Source organism: Sorangiineae bacterium MSr11367, from assembly GCA_037157805.1.
In the GTDB taxonomy this organism is placed as follows: Bacteria; Myxococcota_A; Polyangia; order Polyangiales; family Polyangiaceae; genus Pendulispora; species Pendulispora rubella.
Genome location: CP089983.1, coordinates 3,673,359 through 3,695,334, shown reverse-complemented (window position 1 = coordinate 3,695,334; position 21,976 = coordinate 3,673,359). Strand labels below are relative to the sequence as shown.

At 67.6% G+C, this 21,976-nt stretch carries 17 protein-coding genes; 7 read left to right on the top strand and 10 right to left on the bottom strand.

What is annotated here, in order from left to right; all coding sequences use genetic code 11:
- The first annotated feature begins 100 nt into the window (after positions 1-100).
- On the top strand, positions 101-994 hold the full coding sequence (locus LVJ94_14810) for a hypothetical protein (protein ID WXB08504.1): 894 nt from the start codon (positions 101-103) through the stop codon (positions 992-994).
- Between the two features lie 547 nt (positions 995-1,541).
- Here the strand turns inward: LVJ94_14810 and LVJ94_14805 are convergent.
- The 5 genes from LVJ94_14805 to efp all read right to left on the bottom strand — a co-directional run bounded on the left by LVJ94_14805 (position 1,542) and on the right by efp (position 8,206).
- Positions 1,542-2,606, bottom strand: a complete 1,065-nt coding sequence (locus LVJ94_14805; protein ID WXB08503.1) for a hypothetical protein — start codon at positions 2,604-2,606, stop codon at positions 1,542-1,544.
- Positions 2,607-2,630: 24 nt separating this feature from the next.
- Entirely contained in the window at positions 2,631-4,292 is a 1,662-nt protein-coding gene (gene hutU / locus LVJ94_14800; protein WXB08502.1) for a urocanate hydratase, read from the bottom strand.
- A 31-nt stretch (positions 4,293-4,323) separates the two neighbouring features.
- A complete protein-coding gene (gene hflX, locus LVJ94_14795) occupies positions 4,324-6,168 on the bottom strand; it encodes a GTPase HflX (GenBank protein ID WXB08501.1) in 1,845 nt (614 codons plus the stop codon).
- Positions 6,169-6,212: 44 nt separating this feature from the next.
- The gene (locus tag LVJ94_14790) at positions 6,213-7,547 is read right to left on the bottom strand and encodes a peptidylglycine alpha-amidating monooxygenase (GenBank protein WXB08500.1); all 1,335 of its coding nucleotides are present in this window, start codon (positions 7,545-7,547) and stop codon (positions 6,213-6,215) included.
- A gap of 95 nt (positions 7,548-7,642) precedes the next feature.
- Positions 7,643-8,206 carry an elongation factor P gene (gene efp, locus LVJ94_14785; GenBank protein ID WXB08499.1) on the bottom strand — a complete coding sequence of 188 codons (564 nt, stop codon included), beginning with the start codon at positions 8,204-8,206 and terminating at the stop codon, positions 7,643-7,645.
- 104 nt (positions 8,207-8,310) lie between these two features.
- Between efp and LVJ94_14780 the strand changes: the two genes are divergently transcribed.
- A complete protein-coding gene (locus tag LVJ94_14780; GenBank protein WXB08498.1) occupies positions 8,311-9,171 on the top strand; it encodes a tetratricopeptide repeat protein in 861 nt (286 codons plus the stop codon).
- Positions 9,172-9,183: 12 nt separating this feature from the next.
- Here the strand turns inward: LVJ94_14780 and LVJ94_14775 are convergent, their stop codons facing one another.
- On the bottom strand, positions 9,184-10,218 hold the full coding sequence (locus LVJ94_14775; protein WXB08497.1) for a sugar-binding transcriptional regulator: 1,035 nt from the start codon (positions 10,216-10,218) through the stop codon (positions 9,184-9,186).
- A 76-nt stretch (positions 10,219-10,294) separates the two neighbouring features.
- On the bottom strand, positions 10,295-10,888 hold the full coding sequence (locus LVJ94_14770) for a DnaJ domain-containing protein (GenBank protein WXB08496.1): 594 nt from the start codon (positions 10,886-10,888) through the stop codon (positions 10,295-10,297).
- 98 nt (positions 10,889-10,986) lie between these two features.
- Between LVJ94_14770 and LVJ94_14765 the strand changes: the two genes are divergently transcribed.
- The 3 genes from LVJ94_14765 to LVJ94_14755 are packed head-to-tail and all read left to right on the top strand — an operon-like array spanning position 10,987 to position 13,107.
- Positions 10,987-11,424 carry a plastocyanin/azurin family copper-binding protein gene (locus LVJ94_14765; GenBank protein WXB08495.1) on the top strand — a complete coding sequence of 146 codons (438 nt, stop codon included), beginning with the start codon at positions 10,987-10,989 and terminating at the stop codon, positions 11,422-11,424.
- Positions 11,425-11,449: 25 nt separating this feature from the next.
- Positions 11,450-11,743, top strand: a complete 294-nt coding sequence (locus LVJ94_14760) for a YciI family protein (GenBank protein WXB08494.1) — start codon at positions 11,450-11,452, stop codon at positions 11,741-11,743.
- 47 nt (positions 11,744-11,790) lie between these two features.
- Positions 11,791-13,107: an iron-containing alcohol dehydrogenase gene (locus LVJ94_14755; GenBank protein ID WXB08493.1), complete on the top strand. Its 1,317-nt coding sequence runs from the start codon at positions 11,791-11,793 to the stop codon at positions 13,105-13,107.
- On the opposite strand, the gene LVJ94_14750 is transcribed toward LVJ94_14755, so the two are convergent.
- Genes LVJ94_14750 through LVJ94_14740 form a run of 3 tightly spaced genes read right to left on the bottom strand, consistent with a single transcriptional unit; the run spans position 13,061 to position 17,191 of the window.
- Positions 13,061-14,269, bottom strand: a complete 1,209-nt coding sequence (locus tag LVJ94_14750) for an MFS transporter (protein ID WXB08492.1) — start codon at positions 14,267-14,269, stop codon at positions 13,061-13,063. The genes LVJ94_14755 and LVJ94_14750 overlap by 47 nt on opposite strands.
- The gene (locus tag LVJ94_14745) at positions 14,266-16,122 is read right to left on the bottom strand and encodes a hypothetical protein (GenBank protein WXB08491.1); all 1,857 of its coding nucleotides are present in this window, start codon (positions 16,120-16,122) and stop codon (positions 14,266-14,268) included. Before LVJ94_14745 ends, LVJ94_14750 begins: the two co-directional genes overlap by 4 nt.
- Before the next feature lie 28 nt (positions 16,123-16,150).
- Positions 16,151-17,191, bottom strand: a complete 1,041-nt coding sequence (locus LVJ94_14740; GenBank protein WXB08490.1) for a UDP-N-acetylmuramate dehydrogenase — start codon at positions 17,189-17,191, stop codon at positions 16,151-16,153.
- Between the two features lie 31 nt (positions 17,192-17,222).
- Between LVJ94_14740 and hrpB the strand changes: the two genes are divergently transcribed.
- A complete protein-coding gene (gene hrpB, locus LVJ94_14735; protein ID WXB08489.1) occupies positions 17,223-19,703 on the top strand; it encodes an ATP-dependent helicase HrpB in 2,481 nt (826 codons plus the stop codon).
- Between the two features lie 145 nt (positions 19,704-19,848).
- The gene (locus tag LVJ94_14730; protein ID WXB08488.1) at positions 19,849-21,939 is read left to right on the top strand and encodes a protein kinase; all 2,091 of its coding nucleotides are present in this window, start codon (positions 19,849-19,851) and stop codon (positions 21,937-21,939) included.
- Positions 21,940-21,976: the final 37 nt, after the last annotated feature.

The window sequence follows — 21,976 nt, the reverse complement described above, 5'->3', positions numbered from 1 at the left end:
AGTCGGCCGTCGCGAGCGACGGACCTCCGGCGTGGTACGGTGGCGGCAGCTCATGACCCCGCGCTCCTCTTTCGTTCCTGCGCCATTTTCGTTGGCTTCGTTGGCTTCGTTGGCTCCGCTCGCGCTGGCCGCCTTCGGCTGTGCGAGCGCGCCACCGCCCGCCTCGCAGTTGCCCAATGCGGACGCCGCGGTGGCGCGGATGCATGCGACGACCGATTCGTGCGTGGCGGTGCAGGCCAAGGCGAAGATCGATCACTTTGGCAAGCAGGGGCCGGTGAAACGGATCCGCGCGGACCTTCTGATGTTCGTCGCGGTGCCCGCCCGGCTGCGCATGGACATCGTGAGCCCGTTCGGGGTGAACGTGGCCACGCTGACGAGCGATGGCAGCCGCTTCGCCCTGGCCGATCTGCGCGACAAGCGCTTTTACTCGGGCCCCGCGAAGGCGTGCAACATCGCCCGCCTCACGTCGGTGCCCGTCCCCGGCCCCGTGCTGGTGGATCTGTTGCGCGGGGAAGCCCCGGTGCTCGTGCACGGCGCGCGCGCGGGCCTCGCGGACACGAGCCGCATCGCGTGGAGCGGCAAGGGCTACTACGTCGTGACGTTCGAGGGGAAGAACGCGACGACGGAGGAGATTCACATGGTCCCCCGCCCCGAGGACCTGGGCAAGCCGTGGAACGAGCAGCGCATGCGCGTCCTCGAGGTCATCGTGCGGCAGCAGGGCCTGGTCCTCTACCGCGCCGAGCTCGAAGGCCACGCGTCGACCGCCATGTCCAAGCCGCGCGTCGATCCCGAGGGCATCGATGCCCCCATCCCGCCGAGCGGCGCCGTTTGCACCGCCGAGCTCCCGCGCCGCGTCCACGTGGAGGTCCCGGGCCTCGAAGAAGACGTTCTATTCCGCTACGACGAAGTAACCTGGAACCCCCCGTTGCCGCGCAACATCTTCCAGCAGCCGCAAGCTCCGGGCCTGCAGCCGTTCCCCGTCGACTGCGACTGACGAACGCTCAGGGGAGTGCCGGCCCCCACGCTCGGGCGACCCGCAAGGTCGAATCTCGGTGGGGCAGAGCATCCCATCGTCGGGAGGGGGACAAATGCGTGCGCGATCGCGCGTTCCGCGCAACCTCACACGTGCTTCTTCTGGCCTTCTCTCTGCCAGATAAAAATGAGGGTAGGAAAAGTTCCGGTGGATACGAGCAGTTTTGGCTGCTTCCCCAACGAGGTTTCGGCCACCGGTCCGCGCCCACAGCGCTTCCCGTCACCGCCCACGTGTTGTTCCCGATAGCTGGACGCCCTTGGGCGTTGGTTCCCTGCCTTCTCGGGCACGCGGAGGGCTGTTGCCTCCCACTCAAACCTTGCGGCAACCCATCATCCTGATCTGCGACCTTGCGAGCTCGGGGTCCGGAGCTCCGCGCTCCAAGGTCTGCCCCCTCACCTTGCCAATCCAGGGCCAATTCGATCGTCCGCAAATTGCGCCCGCTCCGCACGGCGCCCCCTGTCCGGGACGAATTTGGGCCTGTCCCGGACACCCGCGGCCCCGACGGCGCCTAGGCGAGCTGCGACTCGGGCGTTTGCAGCTCGGCGACGATTTCGCGCGCCAAAGAGCGGGCGCGGTCGACCTGGTCGGCGGTCAGCGAAATCGCCCCCACCACCGGATGGCCACCGCCTCCGTGGCGCTCGCAGATGGATGCGATGTTGTGATCGCGCGCGACCGGCGACCACGGGTTGTACCCGATCGAGAGCTTGCACTTCGTCTTCCCGCGCGTCACCAGCACCGAGTACTGGCTCTCGGGATACAGCGCGTAGGTGACGAACTTGCCGGCCACGTCGATGACTTGGTCGGTCAGATCCACCAGAACGACGCTATCCATGGGCTGCGCGTGGGCACGTACCAGCTCGATGAAGGACTCGTGCGCGGCGCGCAGAGGCTCGTACGCCGTCGCCACGTCCGGCGCACGCGCCACCTCTTCGAGCGGCTGCTCCAGCAGCCGCGGGACCATCATCTCCAGAAAGGCGTCGTTGCCCTTGTTCTCCACGACCGTCATCAACTGAAGCACCGGCTCGTGCCGTGAGACGGCCATCTCGGCGCTGGGAAAATTCGCAGAGTCGATCATGTCGGCCCACGAGACCAACGTCCGCGTCGGCTCGGGATCCAGCCCGAAGACGCTCGCCCCCACGTCCGCGATCAACTTGGTGCACGAGGTGTAGCCCCCGTCGTGGAACATGCGGCGCGCGGTCGGGGGCAGGCCTTTCACCCGCGCCACATGGGCCTCGTACGTCTCGCGATCGCCCTCGTTCGGGAAAGCGCTCACGTGGTGGTCGAAGTACCACGTGAGCGCCGGGTGCGCGCTGAAGCGGAAGTCGAGGATCGCATTCTCGTTGCCCACGAGGAGCTTCGGGTCCACCCCATTTTGGCCAGGGCCGTACCCCGAAGAGTGGTACTCGAAGCGGAGCTCTTGCCCGGGATGCAGATGCCGCATCAGCCGGGTGAAAAGCACCGCGGAGCAAAGGCCGTCGAAGCAGTGGCCGTGCGTGGCCACCACGATGGACTTCGACGCGCTCATCGCGCCATTCGAGTTGTTCAGGTTCACCACGTTGGATCCGTTCGACACGTCCGATGCCATACCACGATGCAGCTACCGCGTGCGATGGGGTACGTGCACGCCGTGTGCCTCCGCGCATTGGGCCGCCTCGTCGTAACCCGAGTCGACGTGGCGAATGACGCCCATGCCCGGATCGCTCGTGAGAACACGCTCGAGGCGGGCGGCCGCTTCCTTCGTCCCATCGGCCACGACCACCATGCCGGCGTGAAGCGAATTGCCGATGCCCACGCCGCCACCGTGGTGGAAGCTCACCCAGCTCGCGCCCGCGGCCGTGTTGACCAGCGCGTTCAAGATGGCCCAGTCCGCGATGGCGTCCGAGCCGTCCTTCATCCCTTCCGTCTCGCGGTTGGGCGAGGCAACGGAGCCGCAATCGAGGTGGTCGCGCCCGATGACGATGGGCGCCTTGACCTTACCCGTGCGAACCAGCTCGTTGAAGAGCAGCCCGGCCTTGGCGCGCGCGCCGTACCCGAGCCAGCAGATACGCGACGGCAGCCCTTGGAATTGGATGCGCTCGCGCGCCAAGGTGATCCAGCGCCGCAGATCCTCATCGCCGGGGACCACCGACAATACCGCTTCGTCCGTGGCAGCAATGTCCGCGGGATCGCCCGAGAGCGCGGCCCAGCGGAAGGGGCCTTTGCCCTCGCAGAACAGCGGACGCACGTACAGCGGGACGAATCCCTTGATGTCGTACGCGCGCTCGAGCCCCGCATCCATCGCGCCGGCGCGGATGTTGTTCCCGTAGTCGAAGACCTCCGCGCCCGCCTTCTGGAACGCGAGCATGGCCTCCACCGTGTCGTGCATGCCGGCCTTGGCGCGCTCGACGTAGCCCTCGGGGTCTTCCGTGCGCAAGTTGGCGGCTTCCTCCAACGAGAAGCCCGCGGGGATGTAGCCGTGCAGCGGATCGTGCGCGCTGGTCTGCTCGGTGACGAGCGGCGGAACGATGCCTCGGCGCACGAGCTCGGGAAACACTTCGGCGGCGTTGCCACAGAGCCCGATGCTCACCGGCGTGCCGCTCTTGTCGGCCTGCTCGATGCGCGCGAGGGCCGCGTCCAAGTCGTCGATGCGGACGTCCACGTAGCGCGTTTCGAGCCGCTTCGAGATGCGCGACGGATCCACCTCGACGGCGAGACAGGACATGCCGGCCATCGTCGCGGCGAGCGGCTGCGCGCCGCCCATGCCACCGAGACCCGCGGTGAGCACCCACGGCGTCTTTCCCGGATGGCGCTTCGCGTACACCTTGCGGGCGGCCACGAACGTCTCGTACGTGCCCTGCAGAATGCCTTGCGAGCCGATGTAGATCCACGAGCCCGCGGTCATCTGCCCGTACATCGTCAGGCCCAGGCCTTCGAGCCTGCGGAACTCGTCCCACGTGGCCCACTTGGGCACCAGGTTCGAATTGGCGATGAGCACACGCGGAGCGTCCGGGTGCGTGCGGAAACGACCTACGGCCTTTCCAGATTGGACGAGCAACGTCTCATCGTTGCCGAGATCGCGCAGCTCGCGCAGGATGACGTCGAACGCCTCCCACGTGCGCGCCGCCTTGCCGGTGCCGCCGTAGACCACCAAATCTCCCGGACGCTCCGCCACCTCGGGGTCGAGGTTGTTCTGGAGCATCCGGTACGCGGCCTCTTGAATCCACCCTTTGCACGAAAGCTCGGTGCCCCGCGGGGCACGCACGATGCGCGGCTCACTCATGGAGCGTTCGTACCGCATCCTCCGCCAGAAATCATGAGCTTACGCTGACGCGGCGCGTGCGCTTTCCTGCAGCCGCGAGCATCTCGTGCAGGCTCGCCTGATGCGATTCGAAGAGCTCCGTGCCGTCCTCTGCAGGCGCGACGCTTTCACCTGACGCGAGTTCCTCGGACACCGGGGCTGACGCATTGGCCCACCCACCTTTGGCGCTGGCATCCCATCGACCCTCCAGCTTGCGCGCGATGGACTCGATGAGCGGCAGGGTCGTTTCGCGCTGCGTCGCGCTCACCATCACCACCTCGGCCTCCTCGTGGGAACGCGCCCCGCGAAGCATGGCCTTCGCATTGATGGGCTCCAGCAGGTCCGCCTTGTTGTAGACGAGGATGCGCGGAATGCCGTCGAGGTCGAGCTCGGCGAGAAGGTTCTCGGTGGTCTGGATGTGACCTTCCTTGTCTGGATCCGACGCATCCACCACGTGAAGGAGAACGTCCGCATCGGCCGCTTCCTCGAAGGTGGCACGGAAAGCGGCAAAGAGATCCTTCGGCAGATCGCGAATGAACCCGACCGTGTCGGTGAGCACGACCTCTCGGTCGCCGTATCCGGCCCACCCGACCTTGAGGATGCGCGAACGCGTATCCAACGTCGCGAACAACTTGTCCTCGGCCAGCACGTCGGCGCCGGTCATCGTGTTGAGCAAGGTGCTCTTGCCCGCGTTGGTGTAGCCCACGATGGCCACGATGGGGATGCCCTCGCGCGTGCGCTTTCGCCGGCGCTGCTCGCGCTGACGGGCCAGTTGTTTGAGCTGGTGCTCCAAGTGGGTGACGCGCTCTTTGGCGCGGCGGCGCCCGATCTCGAGCTTCGTTTCGCCGGGACCACGGCCGCCGATGCCGCCGGTGAGGCGCGACAGCGAGTCGTCCTTCTGCCCCAGGCGCTGCAGGCTGTATTTGAGCTGGGCCAGCTCCACTTGCAGCTTGCCGTCACGACCTTCCGCGCGCTGCGCGAAGATGTCCAAAATGATCTGCGTGCGGTCGATGACCTTGAGATCGCTCGTCTTGGCGATGGCCGACGCCTGCGCCGGCGTCAGATTGCGATCGAAAATGAGCACGTCCGCCTCGAGCTCCACGGCCCGCAGAATGATGTCGTCGAGCTTTCCCCGCCCCACGACGAACTTCGGATCGATGTGCTCGCGGCCCTGCACGATGGTGTCCACCACCTCGACGCCGGCCGTGTAGGCCAGCTCGCGCAGCTCCCGCATGGACACCTCCGCCGCGGAGGCACCGCCGGGCGAACGGCTCTTGTCGAAGACGTGCACCAAGATGGCCCGCCCGTCCTTGGCGCGGACGGCGCGCGTGCCCGACAAGGCCGAAAACTCGCGCTCGAGATCGGCCATCAATTGGCCGACGTGCACGTCCACGCGCGAGAGCGGCAACGGGCCGATTTCGCGGTACGGTGGATTCCCCGGCACGTTGTGCGCGTACGTGATCGAACGTGGATCCCCACCCGGCGCCATCTGAATGGCCGCCACCAGGTCGAGCCGCAGGCGCACGAGGTCCACCAAGTCGTCGCGGGAGAGGGCCTCACCGCGGACGTGCGTGTGGATCAACCGCAGGCCGCGGAAGCGACCCTCGGCGGCGCGCAGACGCCCGATGTCCGGCAGCATCAACTTGCCCGCATCGCCCACGACGACGTAGTCGACCTGCCCCGAGCGATGCACGAGCGCACCAACTTGGCGCCCCGTCTCGACGGACGCGTCGACCAGCGAGCGAACCAGCTCCGGCGTGGTCAGATGTTCGATGGGAACCCGCCGCCGGTAGATACGCTCCAACGTGCGCACCGCCGCGGGCGAGAGACCTGTTTTGTTACCGTAGATCTCCGTCACGTATTTCTATGATCTCCAATCGCGTTGCTTTGCGTCAATTCGCCTCATTCCGCCTTCGCACACCGCGCGGCGGCGGCGGGGAGTGCCCAGGTCCACCCCGAGTTGTCGATGCGCGGATAGTACATGGTGAAGGCGTAGCACATCTCGTCCTCGGTGTTTTGTCCGAAGGAAACGTCATATTGTGTCGTATTCGTCCAAGCGCAACGGGTTTTGACGAGGTCACCGGGCCGTAGCGTGGCGTCAATGCGCATCCACACCTGGTTGTTGAAGTCGAACGTCGATTGCGCGCCCATATCGACCGGTTTTCCCGGCTCGTTTGCAGGATAAAGCGTGTTGACCAGCGCCCTGCCGAGCTTGTGCATGTGCGGCATCACGGAAAACGTGTGCACCTCTTGGAACGACGACGGAACCGTAAAAGTGCAATTGACGTCGTGCCGGCTTTGCCTGGGAATCTCGAAATTCTGCGAGCCGAAGGCCATCACGTCGGCGTCGTAACGGCGAAGGTCGGACGTCGTGCACATGTCGAAGCCGGAACCGTCGCTCTCGCCCTCCAGGCCCGTGGCGTTGTTGTAGTGAATCTGCGCGACGTAGTGGCTGGTGCCCTCCAGCGGGAAGCCGGCCTCCGGGGGCAAGAGGAGGTTCTGGCCGCCCGGCGCCCACCCGAAGACGAGACGCCACGCAATGGATCCGACGGGGCTGCACGCGTGCGGCGTGGCGTCCACGGGCTCGTCCGATTGAAAGAGCACCACGTGGTGCACCAGCCGCGTGTTGTCGATCTTCGGCGCGAAGGCGATACCGTGACGCTTCGTCGCTTGCGCGATGTCGAAGCCGTAGCAGACGTATTCGTCGGGCCGGTCCTTGGGCATGGTCCAACGGCTCTTGGGGAGCATGTGCACATCGGGCGTGCAATCGAGCGGCACCGGCCCGCCGTCGGCGCCCACCGCCGTGCACGAATTGCCCGAACGCGGCGCGCCCGTGGCGATGTAGTCGTCCAAAATGGCGAGGTCCGCGATACCCAGCCGCGGGTTGGGCGGCTTGGGCATGGGGTCGTCGTCATTGTGGATGCGCACGCCCACGCGCTGGTAAATCTTCGCGCTCGAATCCACGGGCGAGGTCGCCTGCAAATCCTCCCAGCTGACCAGCGACATGGGCGCGCCAAACTGGGGCGGGTTCGAATGGCAGCTGCGGCAGTTGCGCGCCAGGACGCTGTCCACGGCGCACGGGAGCCCCAACGTCGCGGCAGCCCCATCGCCGGCATCGAGGTTTGCATCGACGGCCGCATCCACCACGGGGGGTGAGGGCGAATCGCTGCACGACGCGGCCAACGTGCCGAGCGCGATGGATGCTGCAAAGGACGCCAAAAATGCGAGGCAACGCACTCCCCCTGGATGCCGCATTGCTCACATTGTTCGTCGCCCGGCGACGTTTGGCCAGGCCAGCTGGGCGAAGCGCCCTCAGGCGATGTGCCCCGACGCTACTTGTTGACGCGCTCGAGGTACTGCCCGGTCGACGTGTCGACCTTGATCCACTCGCCTTCTTTGATGAAGAGCGGAACGTTCACCGTGGCGCCCGTAACGAGCTTGGCGGGCTTGGTGGCGCCGCTGGCGGTGTCGCCCTTGATGCCAGGCTCGCTTTCGACGACCTGCATGATGACGTTGGCGGGGAGATCCACACCGATGGCGCTGCCGTTGAAGAGGGTGACCTCCACCTCCAGGCCCTCGCCGAGGAAGCGGGCGGCATCGCCCACCTTGTCTTTTTCCACGTGGATCTGGTCGCCCGTGGCGATTTCCATGAAGACGAAGGTGTCGGACTCCTCCCAGGAGTACGTCATCTTGCGCTCTTCGACGTCGGCCAACTCCACCGACTCGCCCGATTTCCACGTGCGCTCGATGACGTTGCCGTTCACCAGGTTTCGCACGCGACAGCGTGTGAACGCCTGGCCCTTGCCGGGCTTGACGAACTGGTGGTCGACGACGTGATAGGGAACGCCGTCGATCTGGATGCGAAGACCTTTGCGGATGTCGGTGGTCGTGCTCATTGGGAGACGGCCGAGGGGTAGCACGCGAATGCGCCACACTGCAAGGCGCCTGGTGCTCAAATTTCATAGAAAAGCGTGCTAAATGCGCCCGCTGGTACCCAAAGATGCATGAGGTCGACGAGGAGCTGCGGGAGATTAAGCGCGAGATCATCGAATCGCGCGGGCTCGTCATCAAGACGAACAACCTGACCAACGCGCTCAGCGCGGACATCAAGTCCATTGCGAAGCGGCAACAGACCTACGAGCGGCGCCTGACCCTGAACAGTGCGACGGCGTACGTGGTGTTCGTGGTCGTGGTGCTCGGGGCGCTGAAATTCGCCTGGGATGCGCGGGTGGACGCGATCAAGGTGGAAATCGAGCAAAAGGCGGCCGACAACGAGCGACTGCGCAAGGAAGCGCGCGAGATTTTGAAGCGCGACGAGGATCGCGCCCGCGCCGAGGTGAAGGCGGCGCAGTTTTTCGAGCTGATTCGCCAGGGAAAGCGCGCCGAGGTGGTCGAGCAGTGGGAGGCCATCAAGAAAGAGCCTCTCTCCAAGGCGGAGACCGCCGCGTTCACCGATGCGGTGGAAAAGGCGAAAAACGAGCTGGCGCTGCTGCAGTTCCAACAGGCCGTGGACAAGGCCCGTGTGCAGCGCTGGCAGGAGGCGGCGACCCTGTTCGAGGAGTCGCTCAAGTACAAGGAGGACTCCTCCATCTCGTCGAGCGTGCAGCTCGGGCTCGCCGACGCGTACCGCCACTTGGGCCGGCAGCGCGATGCGATTCCGATGCTGACGCACCTGTCGGAAAACGCGCCCGACAAAGAGATCCAGGATGACGCCTTGCACCAACTGGCCTTCTGCCAAATGGACATTCAGGCGTGGAACGACGCGAAAAACACGTGGCGCGCGTTGCTACGCCGTTTCCCGGACTCCCACTTCGCGCCCGAGGGCCGCCTGCAACTCGCGCAGCTCAATTTGATGCACTGAGGAGAGTGGTCTCTAGGCGCGCACGCCCTGTACGGGTTCTTCGACGAGGCGACGCGCCACGCCGTTGTCGGTAATGAGGACGCTGAGCCATCCCCCGCGAAGCGCCGCGCGGATGGCGGCGTATTTGCGGCGCCCACCGGCCACGCCGACGCGGCGCGGGATGCGGCGCAGCTGCTCGGCGGAGATGCCGAGGATGCGTTCGTCGAGCGGCGACTTCACCGCCACGCCGTTCTCGTCGAAGAAGCGAAAGCAGATGTCGCCCACCGCGTGAAGGCTGCGCAAAGCCTCTTGCTCCGCACCGGCAATGGCGTTGCCGCGGTCACGCGCCAGGGGCGAAGGCTCCAGGCTTCCCACGCCAACGAGCACCATGGTGAGCCGCTGCCATGCGCTCATCACCTCGGCGACCATCTCGTCGGAGGCCAGCGCGGCCCGCGCAGCGTTGGTGGCCATTAGGCCGGGCGCGGGAAGAAACGCGGGCACCGCCGAGGTCAGCTCGGCGAGGCGCCCGGTGAGCCGAGTGGCCTGCACCTGCGCCTTGGCATTGCCCACGCCGCCGAGGATCTGCACCACCGACTCGGCCACCTGCAGCGGGCGCGGACGCATGGCCTCGACGGTGGCGAGCAAGGTCGCGCCCCACGGCGAAAGGCCCACGCGGTCGCCGCCCGTCAAGGTCGTCTCCAGGTACACGGCCGCGGCGCCGCCCAGGGCGGCAATGACATCGTCGTCCTCGTCGCCGTCGGTCTCGACCACGACCACGTCGTCGATGCCGTAGCGATGCTCGATGGCGTCCTCGAGATCGGTGTAGACGCCGCCGGGCGGGACCACCACCGTGCGCACGATGCCGATGTCGGCCGCCTGCTTCAGCAACCGCGAGACGCGCGGCTGCGAGATGTGCAGCTGCGCGGCGATCTGCGGCTGACGCATGCCGCGCTCGTGGTAAAGGCGCGCCACCTTGGTCAGCAGGCGCAACAGATCGGACGCTGGGGCGCGCGGGTTGGGCCGGCGGGGCGCGACGGCGGGGGCCGCCGTCGGTTCGTCTCGCTTCATGCGCCGGATCATACCGTGGCCCGTCCCATGCCGGGGGCGGCCGCATCGTCGACGCCTCGGAGAGCGCCGCCAGTGCTCAGGCCACGAGCCGCTGGTAGGCCTGCGTGATCGCGGCAAAGCGCTGTGCAAGCGAGCGGCGCTCGGAGTCGCTGGCCTGGGGGTGCAGATCCGGATGATACGTGCGGACCAGGCGGCGGTACGCCTGCTTGATGCTCAACGCGTCGGCGTATTGCGAGAGTCCGAGCAGGTGCAGTGCGGACTGGCGCTCGGTCGATACCGGTCGAACCTGTTTCGTCGACGCGGGCGGCGGCGTCTTCGAGCCGTCACGCGCACGGCGGCGGCCGCGCAGGAAGTCCGCCGGGTCGAGCGGATCGTTCAGTTTGGTCGCCGGCGCACGCAGCGCCACACGAAAGCGAACCTGGGCGTCGGCGATGGCCTCGAGCATGTTCAATCGCTGCACCAGCTTTTGGCGCAGTCCGATGCCCGGAACGGCCGCGCCATCGATCTCGACGGCGATCACGCGCCCCTCGGTGAAGTGGATCCGATGGCTCCGCCCGCGGTCTTCCGTGAGCTCGAGCGTGCCGCTCGCCTGGGCGCGGTAGATCGTGCCCAGAAGATCGCCCAACGTGGTGGTGCGCAATCGGCCCGGCAAGAGCATTCGCTGCCGCATATCAGGTGGCCGCACCAGCGGACAAATTCTCTGCAGCGTGAAGCAGAAGTAGAAAAGACCTTGACCCTGGCCTGCGCGGGGTCTCCATGATGAACGCCATGAAAGCTATCCTTTCTCTCGCAGGCATCGTGTTCGCCTTGACGGCCAGCGCCTGTGGCAAGAGCACGCACGAACAGAACATCGCCTCGGTCGGTGACACGATGGCGTTCGACCTCCAGGGCTTCTCGGTCAAGACCGGCACCCAAGTGCACCTCGTGCTCAAGAACAACGGCACCACCCCCGCGATGACCCACAACTGGGTCCTGGTGAAGCCAGGGACCGAAGCCGCGGTCGCCACCGCCGGTATGGAAGCAGGCCAGGCCGCGGGCTACGTCCGGGCGAACGACGGCAACATCCTCGCGCACACGCCCCTCTCCGCCCCCGGCAGCACCGTGGAAGTGACCTTCACCGCACCAGCCCCCGGCATGTACCCGTTCATCTGTACCTACCCTGGCCATTATCAGACGATGAAGGGGACCTTGCAGGTCACCAATTGAAGCGGAACGCCCTATAAGCGTTCGCATGTACGCCATCGCCATCATTCGCTATCGCCAACCCCTCGAACGCATTCAGCAAGTCGTCGACCGGCACCGCGCCTATCTCAAGGGGCTGCAAGAAAAGGGCATTTTGCTCGCGTCGGGTCCCCTCGATCCGCGTTCGGGCGGTGCCCTTCTTTTGCGGGTGCCCGACGATGCCGTGCAGGCCACCTTGGACCAAGTCCGCGATGGCGATCCGTACGTCCTCGAAGGCGTGGCGCAGTACGAGCTTTTGCCCTGGGTACCGGGCCTGGGCAAAGAGAAGCTCGATTCGTTGTAGAGTCCCGCGCGAGCTTCGCACATCGAACTTCGAACGAGGAGGCCAGCATGGGATGCGGTCACTATTACGAGCCGACGCTGACGGGTGACACGGCCTTCGCCGTGGATGCCAACGCGGTGAAGTACGGGCCCGGTGTTCTGCGCGAAATCGGTGACGATGCGCAGGTGCTCGGTATGACACGGGTCATGCTGCTCACGGACCGCGGCGTCGCCAAGACGAAGCACGTGGCCGTGGTGCGCGAAGCCTTGCAGCAGGCCGGCATCGACGTGGTCGTCTACGACGAGGTGGCCATCGAGCCGACGGACACGTCGTTCCTGGCAGCAGCCAAGGCCGCGGCCGATGGCAATTTCGATGGCTACGTCGCGGTGGGTGGCGGCTCGGTCATCGACACCGCGAAGGCCGCAAACCTGTATGCGACCTACCCCGCCGACCTGCTCGAATACGTGAACCCGCCCATCGGGCGCGGAAAGCCGGTGCCCGGGCCTTTGAAGCCGCTCATCGCATGCCCCACCACCTCGGGCACCGGCTCGGAGTGCACACCGATTGCCATCTTCGATTATTCGGCGATGCACGCAAAGACGGGCATCGTCTCCCGGCGGATCCGCCCCACCTTGGGCTTGGTCGATCCGGACGTGGCATCGACGTTGCCGGCCATGGTGGTCGCATGCAGCGGGTTCGACGTGCTTTCGCACGCGGTGGAGTCGTACACGGCACTGCCGTACACCCGGCGCGCGAAGCCGGAGAAACCGCGCCAGCGGCCCGCCTCGCAGGGGGCGAATCCTTACAGCGACGTCGCGTGCGCGGAAGCGATGCGGCTCACGGGCAAGTACATCGTGCGGGCGGTGAACGATGCGAACGACCACGAGGCGCGCGAGCGGATGATGTTCGCCGCAACGCTGGCGGGCATCGGCTTTGGCAATGCCGGCTGCCATGCGCCGCACGGCATGTCGTACTCGGTATCGGGGTTGGTGAAGAGCTTTCGCTCGGACGGCTACCCGGAGAAGCCGCTGGTGCCCCACGGCATGTCGGTGGTGTTGAACTCCCCCGCCGTGTTCCGATTCACCGCGCGCGCCTGTCCCGAGCGGCACCACGAGGCCGCGGCGTTGCTCGGTGCCGCGAACGCGAACGATGCGAATCCCGCGTCGGAAGAAGAAGCGGGCAAGCTGCTCGCGGACGCGATCCTCGGGCTCATGAAGGCGACGAGCATCCCCAACGGGCTCTCGGCGATCGGTTACGCGGAGGCCGACATCGGGGCGCTGGCCAAGGGTGCGTTTCCGCAGCACCGGCTGCTGAAAAACGCACCGCGGGAGATCTCGCTCACGGACTTGGAGGGGATGTATCGGGACGCGTTGCGATACTGGTGAGACGGGCGAGACGGGTGAGGGCCCACCAGAGGATCGCCCCGATGGGCGGCGCCACGGCGGCGACGACGAACGCTGTGCCATAGGCACCGCGATCGAAGAGCCGGCCGAGCTGCGGCATGATGACCGCGATGAGCGCGGACCATCCGCCCGCACCGAGGCCGGCGATGTAGCCGGCGTGGCCCGTGGTGAAGGTCCCCGTGCCGTAGGCGAGCGAGCTGACGACGAAGCCGGCGGCGACGAACATGGCGAAAAAGAGGCCGGCGAGAACGATGGCCGCGCTCTTGAAGAGCGGCATCGCCGCAAGAGGGAGGCTGAGCACCCCGAGCAGCGCCATGAGCGGCACGAGCCGTTCACGCGTGCGGGCGCCGCCGCGATCGATGTAGTGGCCCCAGAAGAAGTAACCGATCTCCCAGCCGAGCGGCGGGATCCAGAGCACGCTGCCCAACGCGGCTTGGTCGTATCCGAGGGCGCGGTTCAAGTAGATGGGCGCCGCGTAGGTGACGAATCCAAGCGGAACGCCGCCGAATCCATACGACGCGACGAAGCCCCAGAGCCGCGGATCGCGCAGGCGTGGGCGCTCGGTCGCAGCCGCCGGCGGGCGCGCGCGCACGCTTTCGGCACGGCTCACGAAGCCCCAGAGAACGAGCCATGCCACGCCGATGGCACCGGTGCAGAGAAAGGCCGCGCGCCAGCCGAGGGCCAGTGCCACGGGTGTGATCAGGATGGGCGTGAGCACGGCACCGAGCGAGCCACCGCTGTACGCGACGGCGATGCCACGCCCGCGCGAGCGCTCGGGCAAGGTTTGCGCGACGGTGCGCAATCCGCCGGGAAACGTGGCACCCTCGCCGAATCCGAGCACCGCACGGGCCGCGCCGAACGCGAACAGGCTGGCGGCGATCGCGTGCGAGGTGGAGGCGGCGGTCCAGAGAGCCACGGCGGCGGCCATACCAAGCCGCACGCCCACGTGGTCGAGAACCCGACCCCAGAACGGGTTGCCAATCATGTACGCGAACGAGAACGCGGAGATGATCTGCCCGTACTGTTCCACGCTGAGGTGCGTCTCGCGCAGGATGGTCGGCGAGAGGATCGCCAGCGTGTTGCGGTCGATGTAGCTGATGAGGGACACCAGCATCATCGCGATGGCGGGAAACCACGCTTTCACGGCGAGGGCGCCGGGGCGTCCCACACACCGACGAAGGCGCGGCCACCGCGCACGCATGCGACGCGGGCGCCGTCGTCGCTGACGGTGCAATCGCGAAGCTCGCCGTAGCCGCCCTCGAGCTCTTTGGCGCGGAACAGGCGCGTCTTGCCCGCCGCACGCACGACGATGCCTTGCGGCGTGGGCACGGCCAGCGTTTTCCCGTTCGGCGAACGCGGTGAACCCGGCGGGCCCTGTTGATCGAGGGGAACCGAGAGCGCACTGGCGCGCGCGTAGTCGGCGGCGACGAGGATCGGTTCGCCCGCGACGATGGCCTCGAGCCCCGCCGCGCCCCACGCGATGGGGATCACCGGCGCAGGTTCCCCCTTCCCCGCCGCGCACCGCGCGCTGAGCGGGGGTGCCACCGGCAGCGCGATATCGTGAAAATCGGCATCCGCCGTGGGTGCGAGCGTCGCGTGAAGGGCCACGCCATCGCACGCGCTGTACGCTTCGATGAAGCGGTACGTGCCGTCGGGCGAGACCACGCGCGAACTCCAGGTGCGCACGTCGCCGGCCTCGGCCTCGTCGCCCTGCACCGGATCGACGCGAACCACGCCCGCGAGGGTGCGGACCAGGAGCTTGCCACTCGGTTCGAAGGCCAAGGCGCCCCAGCCCGGGCTCTTCGAGCGCTCGATCTGCGGGACGGCCGCCACGACGCGAAGGTTCGCGTTGGTCGCGGGCGTCGCCGCCTGCGTGATCCATGCTTGCGCATCGTTGGTGCGCGCGGGCGTGTGCGTCGCCGGGGCACGCTGGGCGCGATCCAGCGCGGAGATGGCCCGCAGCGCATCGCCCATGACCGCGTAGGCGCGCACCTCGGCGAGGCCGCCCTCCTCGAGCGCGCGGCTCGTTCCGCAGGAGACGCCGCTCATGCGCGGCGAACCGCCCTCGCTGCAGATGGATCCATAGAGCGCGCGCAGCTGCCGCACGAAAATGGGAACGCCGGGTGCATCCTTGGCACGAGCAGCCCGCGTGGCCGCACTGCCCGCGAGCACGCGAAGCGACGCGTCGGGCTCCGCGGGATCGCGGCTCATGCCCGCGGGTCGATCGAACCAGCGCAGCACGGCACTGACCTTCGGGCCAGGCTCGAACGGCGGCGCACCGCCCTCGAGGGTCACGCGCAAGGTCACATCATCGACGCCGTCGTGATCGCGGTCCGAGCCGTCGGCCTCGACGCTGAGCGTGGGCGCGCTCGGCGGATCGGCGATCGTCGTCGAGAAGAGCACACGCGCCGGCGCCGCCAGCGACACGATGCCGAACCACCGCGGCGAGCACCGGTTCGACAGCTCGATGACCACCGAGTGCGGACCGATGAGCGAAAGCCGCTTCGCGCCGTCGCTCTTGTCTTTGTCCTTGTCGGGCTTGGGCGCGCCCTCGCACGGCGCATTGCCCAAGGCCAGCACCCCGCCCACCGGAGCGGCTGTGGGCGGCTTGCCCGCCGCGCCTTGATAGAGCACCACCTGGGCCTTCTCGGGCGCCGTGGCCCCACGCACCACGGCCACGGCATCCTTGGTGCCGTCGCCGTCGAAATCCCGCGTGAGCGCCGTGACGAAGATCATCTCGGGGGGCGCGGTGAGGACGAGCCCCTCCAGTTCCCACTGCGACGTGTTCGGCGGCGCCACGATCCCGGGTTGCTCGGCGAAGGTCACGCCCGCATCCGCGGTTTCCGCCGTGCTGGCCGCACCACCGCCATCGTCGGCCGGCGGTGCTGCCGTGGTACCCGCCTCGTCGATGGCGTAGGGCGTATAGGGCCGGTCACGGCTGCACTTGCAGCCACCAACCGCGCAGCAAAAGGCCAAAGAAAGTGCCCAACGACGCATGGTGTGGCTGTCTAACACATCTGACAGGTCATAGCGCGCAGCCGACCATGATTGGCTCGGCCGAAAGCTCGACCCCAAAGCGCGATTGGACGGTGTCGCGAACCTCGCGGGCAAGGGCGAGGAGCTCGCGCGTGCTGCCATTTCCGCGGTGGACGAGCGCAAGGGCGTGCTTGCGCGAGATGCTCACACCACCACGGCCGTAGCCCTTGGCGAAGCCTGCCCGCTCGATGAGCCATGCGGCGGGCACCTTCACCGAGCCGTCGGGCATGGGGAAGCGCGGGACGGCGGCGCCCGCGGTTCGTTCGATGCGCGCGACGGCGGCGGCATCGACGATGGGGTTCACGAAAAAGGAACCGGCGCTCACGCTTTCGGGATCGCTCGGGTCGAGAAGCATGCCCTTCGCACCGCGCAGGCGAAGCACGACGTCACGCACCTCGCGGAGAGGGGCGCGCTCCCCTTCGGCGATGCCCAAGGCACGCGAAAGCTCCGCGTAGCGGATCGGGCTCCCCAGCCTATTTTGGCTATCGTGCGGAAAGGCGAAGGCGACCTGCACGACGATGTAGCGCGACTGCCCGCGAAAACGGCTGCTTCGGTAGGCGAAGGCGCAGTCTTGGCTGGCGATCCACGACACCGCGCCGGTGCTGCGATCGAGCACGCGCACGCGCGAGATGGTCTGGCTCACCTCCTGCCCGTAGGCGCCCACGTTCTGCATGGGGGTGGCCCCCACGGAACCCGGGATCCCCGAGAGGCACTCGACCCCGCGCCATCCTTCGTCGATCGCGCGCGCAACCAGGCGATCCCAATCGGCGCCCGCATCGACGATCACCTCGCCGGACGAAATGGCGATGGCATCGAAGGCCAACTTGAGTACGGTGCCGGCGAATCCCTCGTCGGCGACCACCAGGTTGCTACCGCCGCCGAGCACGAGCACCGGCTCGCCACGCGCATCGAGGTCGCGCACGGTGGCCACGAGCTCGTCCACGCTTTCGATTTCCAACAGACGCGCCGCCGGTCCTCCCAGGCGCAGGGTGGTATGCCCCGCGAGCGGGACATTCTGCTTTTGTCGCATCCTCGAGCACACTATACACAAACGCTCCCCCGTGCATTCGCTTCCCATCGACCCACTTTTGCCCGAGATCGTGCGCACCCTCGACGAGGAACCGAGCCTCGTTCTCGAGGCTCCCCCCGGCGCTGGCAAGACCACGCGCGTTCCGCGAGCCCTTCTCGAGCAGCCATCTGGCGCGTCGCGCGGGGAGATCATCGTGCTGGAACCGCGCCGGTTGGCGGCGCGGCTCGCGGCGCGGCGCGTGGCCGAGGAGCTCGGTGAGACGGCGGGCGAAACCGTGGGCTACCAGGTGCGGTTCGAGGACGTGACCGGGCCGAAAACGCGGCTTCGTTTCGTCACGGAGGCCATCCTCACGCGCCGTTTCATCCGCGATCCCGAGCTTGCCGGCGTGGGCGCCGTGGTGCTGGACGAGTTTCACGAGCGGCACCTCCATGGCGACGTGGCCCTCGCCTACCTGCGGCACCTGCAGAGAACCTCGCGGCCGGATCTGCGCCTGGTGCTCATGTCGGCCACCCTGGATGCGGAGCCCGCGGCGCGGTTTCTCGGCTGCCGCTCGCTTCGCTCGGAGGGAAAGCGCTTCGAGGTGCGCATCGAACACGCCGCCGGCGCCGACGAGCGGCCGCTGGAACTGCAGGTGGCATCCGCCATTCGCGCCCTCCCGATGGATGGCGACGCCCTGGTGTTTCTGCCCGGTGCGCGGGAAATACGGCGGGCGCAGGAGGCCCTGGAAAAGGCGGCCGCCGAACGCGGGCTGCTCGTGCTGCCGCTGCATGGAGATCTCGCGCCGGCGGAGCAAGACCGGGCGATTCGCCCTGCGGATCGGCCCAAGGTGATCCTCGCGACCAACGTGGCCGAATCGTCGGTGACCATCGACGGCGTGGTGGCGGTCATCGACAGCGGCTTGGCACGCGTGATGGGCCACGATCCGTGGTCGGGGCTCCCGCGCTTGCGCGTGGAAAAGGTGAGCCGCGCCTCGGCCACGCAGCGCGCGGGGCGTGCCGGACGAACGCGGCCCGGCGTGTGCGTGCGCCTGTACACGAAGATGGACTTCGAGCGCCGCCCCGAGCATCAACCGCCCGAGATTGCACGCCTCGATCTGACGGAGCTCCTGCTCGAACTGCGCGCGCGAAAGGTCGATCGCGAGCTGACGTGGCTCGATGCGCCCCCGCCGGTGGCGTTGGCCTCGGCCGAAGAGCTGCTCACGCGCCTGGGGGCGCTCGATGCGCAGGGCGAGGTGACCCCCATCGGGCATCGCATGCTGCGCTTTCCCCTTCATCCCCGAACGGCGCGCCTACTGGTCGAGGCCGAAGAGCGCGGCGTCTTCGACGATGCCACGGTGCTCGCCGCGCTCTTGGGCGAGCGCGATGTGCGCACCTCCGGGCGCGCCCGTTTCGATCGCGGTCCCAGCGCCCACGACGTCGCGACGGAAGACTCGGATCTCTTGCAGATGCGCGACCTTTTTCGGGAGGCGCAGGAGACGCGCTTCGCGCCGAACATCGTGCGCGCCATCGGCCTGGATCCTGGGGCCACGTTCGCCGTGGACCGCGCGCAAAAGCAACTGCGGCGCATGGGACGCACGAAGAGGAGCGACGCCGGCTCGGACACCGATTTGCTGAAGTGCGTGCTCGCCGGCTATCCCGATCGCGTGGCACGGCGTGTTCGCGGAAGGACGCTCGCCATGGCCGGGGGAGGCCGCGCGGAGCTCTCCGAGGCGAGCGTCGTGCGCGATGCCCCGTGGCTCGTGGCGGTCGACGGGGACGAAAAGTCAGTGCGCATCGCCAGCGCCATCGAGCCGGATTGGCTCATCGAGTTCTTCGCCGATCGCATCGTCGAAAGCACACGCACCACCTTCGTGCGCGCCTCGGAGCGGGTCGAGTCGGTGAGCGCGATGAGCTACGAAGGCCTTGTGCTCGACGAATCACCGGCCAATCGGCCGGACGACACAAAGGCGGCTGAGCTGCTCGCCGAAGCCGTCCTTGCCGACGGTATGACAGGCCTGTCGCGATTCGCGGCGGAGGGCGCGCTCGATGCGTGGGTGGCGCGTGCGCGTTTCGCGCACACCGTGGATGCCTCGATCCCCTTGGTGGACGATGCGTTCTTGCGCGACGTGCTCCTCGCGCAATGCATGGGGCGACGCAGTTTTGCCGAGCTGCGGGAGACATCGTTCGTGGATGCCATCCAGACACACCTCGGGCCTGGCCCCACGGCGCGCATCTTCACGCTGGCCCCCGAGCGCATCACCCTGGCCGCCGGAAGGAGCGTCAAAATTCGGTACGAGGCCGAGAAAGCCCCGCACATCGCCTCGCGCCTTCAAGACTTCTTCGGCATGAGCGAGACGCCGCGCGTGGGTGGCGGAAAGGTCCCCCTCGTCGTCCATCTCCTCGCGCCGAACCAGCGCGCCGTACAGGTGACAAGCGACCTCAAGGGCTTCTGGGAGCGGCATTACCCCTCGATCCGCAAGGAGCTTTCTCGGAAATATCCGAAGCACGCGTGGCCGGAACGCCCCGAGAGCTGATAGAAAAGGAAGACTCAAGGAGAACCGACTCCTTTTCGGCTTTTTGCCCGCAGCGCTCTGTCGAGTAGGCGAACGAAGCGAAAGAAAACGAAGCAGAGGCCGAATAGGAGTCAGGGGACGGTGGTGGAGCAGAGCAGGCGCACGGATGACCGATAACTTCGAATACCCCAGCGGGATTCTCATTCCTGGAACCAAGTACAAGGTCATTCGCCGCCTCGGCGCGGGCGGAATGGGCACCGTTTACGAGGTCGAGGACACCAACATCGAGAAGCGGTACGTGCTCAAGACCCTGCACGCGTCGCTGTCCTCCCGGGCGGATTTGGCCGAGCGCATGCGCCGGGAGGCGCGCGCCCTCGCACGGCTCGAGCACCGCAACATCGTCCAGGTCATCACGGCGGACGTCACCGCGGACTCGCTGCGCCTCACCTACCTGGTGATGGAAAAGCTCAACGGGCACACGCTCCGCACGGTGCTCGACAACAAGACGCGCCTCAACGTCGACACGGCGTGCCGCCTCAGCATCGACCTTCTCAACGCGCTGTACCACGCGCACGAAAACCGCATCATCCACCGCGACGTGAAGCCGGAGAACATCTTCCTCCACCGCGACGCGGACGGCACCACGGTCACCAAGCTGCTCGACTTCGGCATCATGACCGAGGCCGATCCCGAGACGCACACGCAGACCGGGCACAATCGCTTCATCGGCACCCTGCGTTACGCCGCGCCCGAGCAGCTCTCGGGCCGCCCCATCACGGCGCAGACCGACATTTATGCCGCGGGCCTTTGCCTCTACGAGATCATCACGGGCTACGGGCCCTTCGACGATCTGTCGTCCACCTCGGAAATTGCGCACGCCCACTTGAACACGATCGCGCCGCCCATCTCGCGGCACGTTCGCGTGCCGCGGCAGCTCGAGGACATCGTGCGCCGCGCGCTGGCCAAGGATCCGGCGGATCGGCAGCATGACGCGTTCACCTTCGCCGCCGAGTTGAATCGGTTCCGCAAGTCGCAGCAGGGCGCGCTGGAGATGGCGTCGCTTTCGCAAGTCGAGACGGTGAACGATCCGTTCCATCTTTCGACGGATCCCGGTGCGCAGCAGCGCGGGTTGGGCATCAGCGGCGCGTCGTTCGCGAGGCCCGCAAGCGGCGGTGCGAGTCCGCCGCCGGCGGGTGCGCCCCTCGTGGGAGGTGCACCGCCCTATCCGTCGGCTCCGCAAGCAGGGGCGGGGCCCGGGGCCGCGGCACCGGCCATGCAGCCTTCCCCGCAGCCTCTTCGCTGGTCGGAGGGGGGCAGCTCCGAAGGGGGCAGCGGTGTGCGTGCGTCGGGCCACGGCACGGGCGATTATCCGCAGCCGCCAGGGTATTCGGGTTCGGGATCCGTTCCGGATGCCGGTTCTTCGGGGCCATCGCCCGCGCGCCCTGGCTTCGCCGCGCTGGCCGATGCGGCGACCGAGTTCGACGAGGGAGACGGGTCCGGTAGCGGTCCTTTCCCGCCGGCTGCGGGCGAGACGCACGAGAATGCCTTGGCCGCGCCCATGACCATCGGCGGGCCCACGCCCGTGCCCGCGGCGAGCTTCCGAGGGCCGCTGTCCCCGCATCCTGCAAGTGGCGGCTCCGTCGATCGCAACGCGCCCACGGGGACGTACGCGCCGCCGGGTGCGCCGGACGTGGAGCGGAGCGGCACGGCGATCATGAGCTCCGTCGATGCGCCTTCGGATCCCGGGCACCCGAGAACGCTCACCTTGCCGCAGCCGCATCTGCAGCCGCAAGGCAGCCTGGCCCACTCGGCCATGCCGGTGAATCCATCGTACGCGACCGCGCCGGCGGCGCCGCCGCCCGCCAAGCGCGGGCTCGGGCCGGTCATCTGGATCGTCGTGGCCGGGTCGGCGATTGGCGCGGTCCTGGCCATCGGCGGCATTTACCAGCTCTCCGCACGCGGCCCGAAGTCGGCCCCCGAGACGATCACCGCGACGGCCCCGTCACCGTCAGCCCTGGGTGCGCCCGCGTCGGCGGCGCCGGAACCGGCCAAAACGACGAGCGCCACCGAGAACGTGGGCGCCCTCGACGCGGGAGCGCCGGCCGCGGCCTCCGCATCTGCGGGTGCCGCCTCGCCTGCGGAGAGCGCGAAGGCGGCGGAAGACCGGTCGCACCGCCATCGCGATACGCCGCGTCCTTCGGGTGGGAGCGGCTCGCCCAGCCCGAGCACGAAGAAGCTTCCCGGCTCCGGCTTGTAGAGAACGCGCGGGGCCCGCGCACATAGCCGCAGAGACC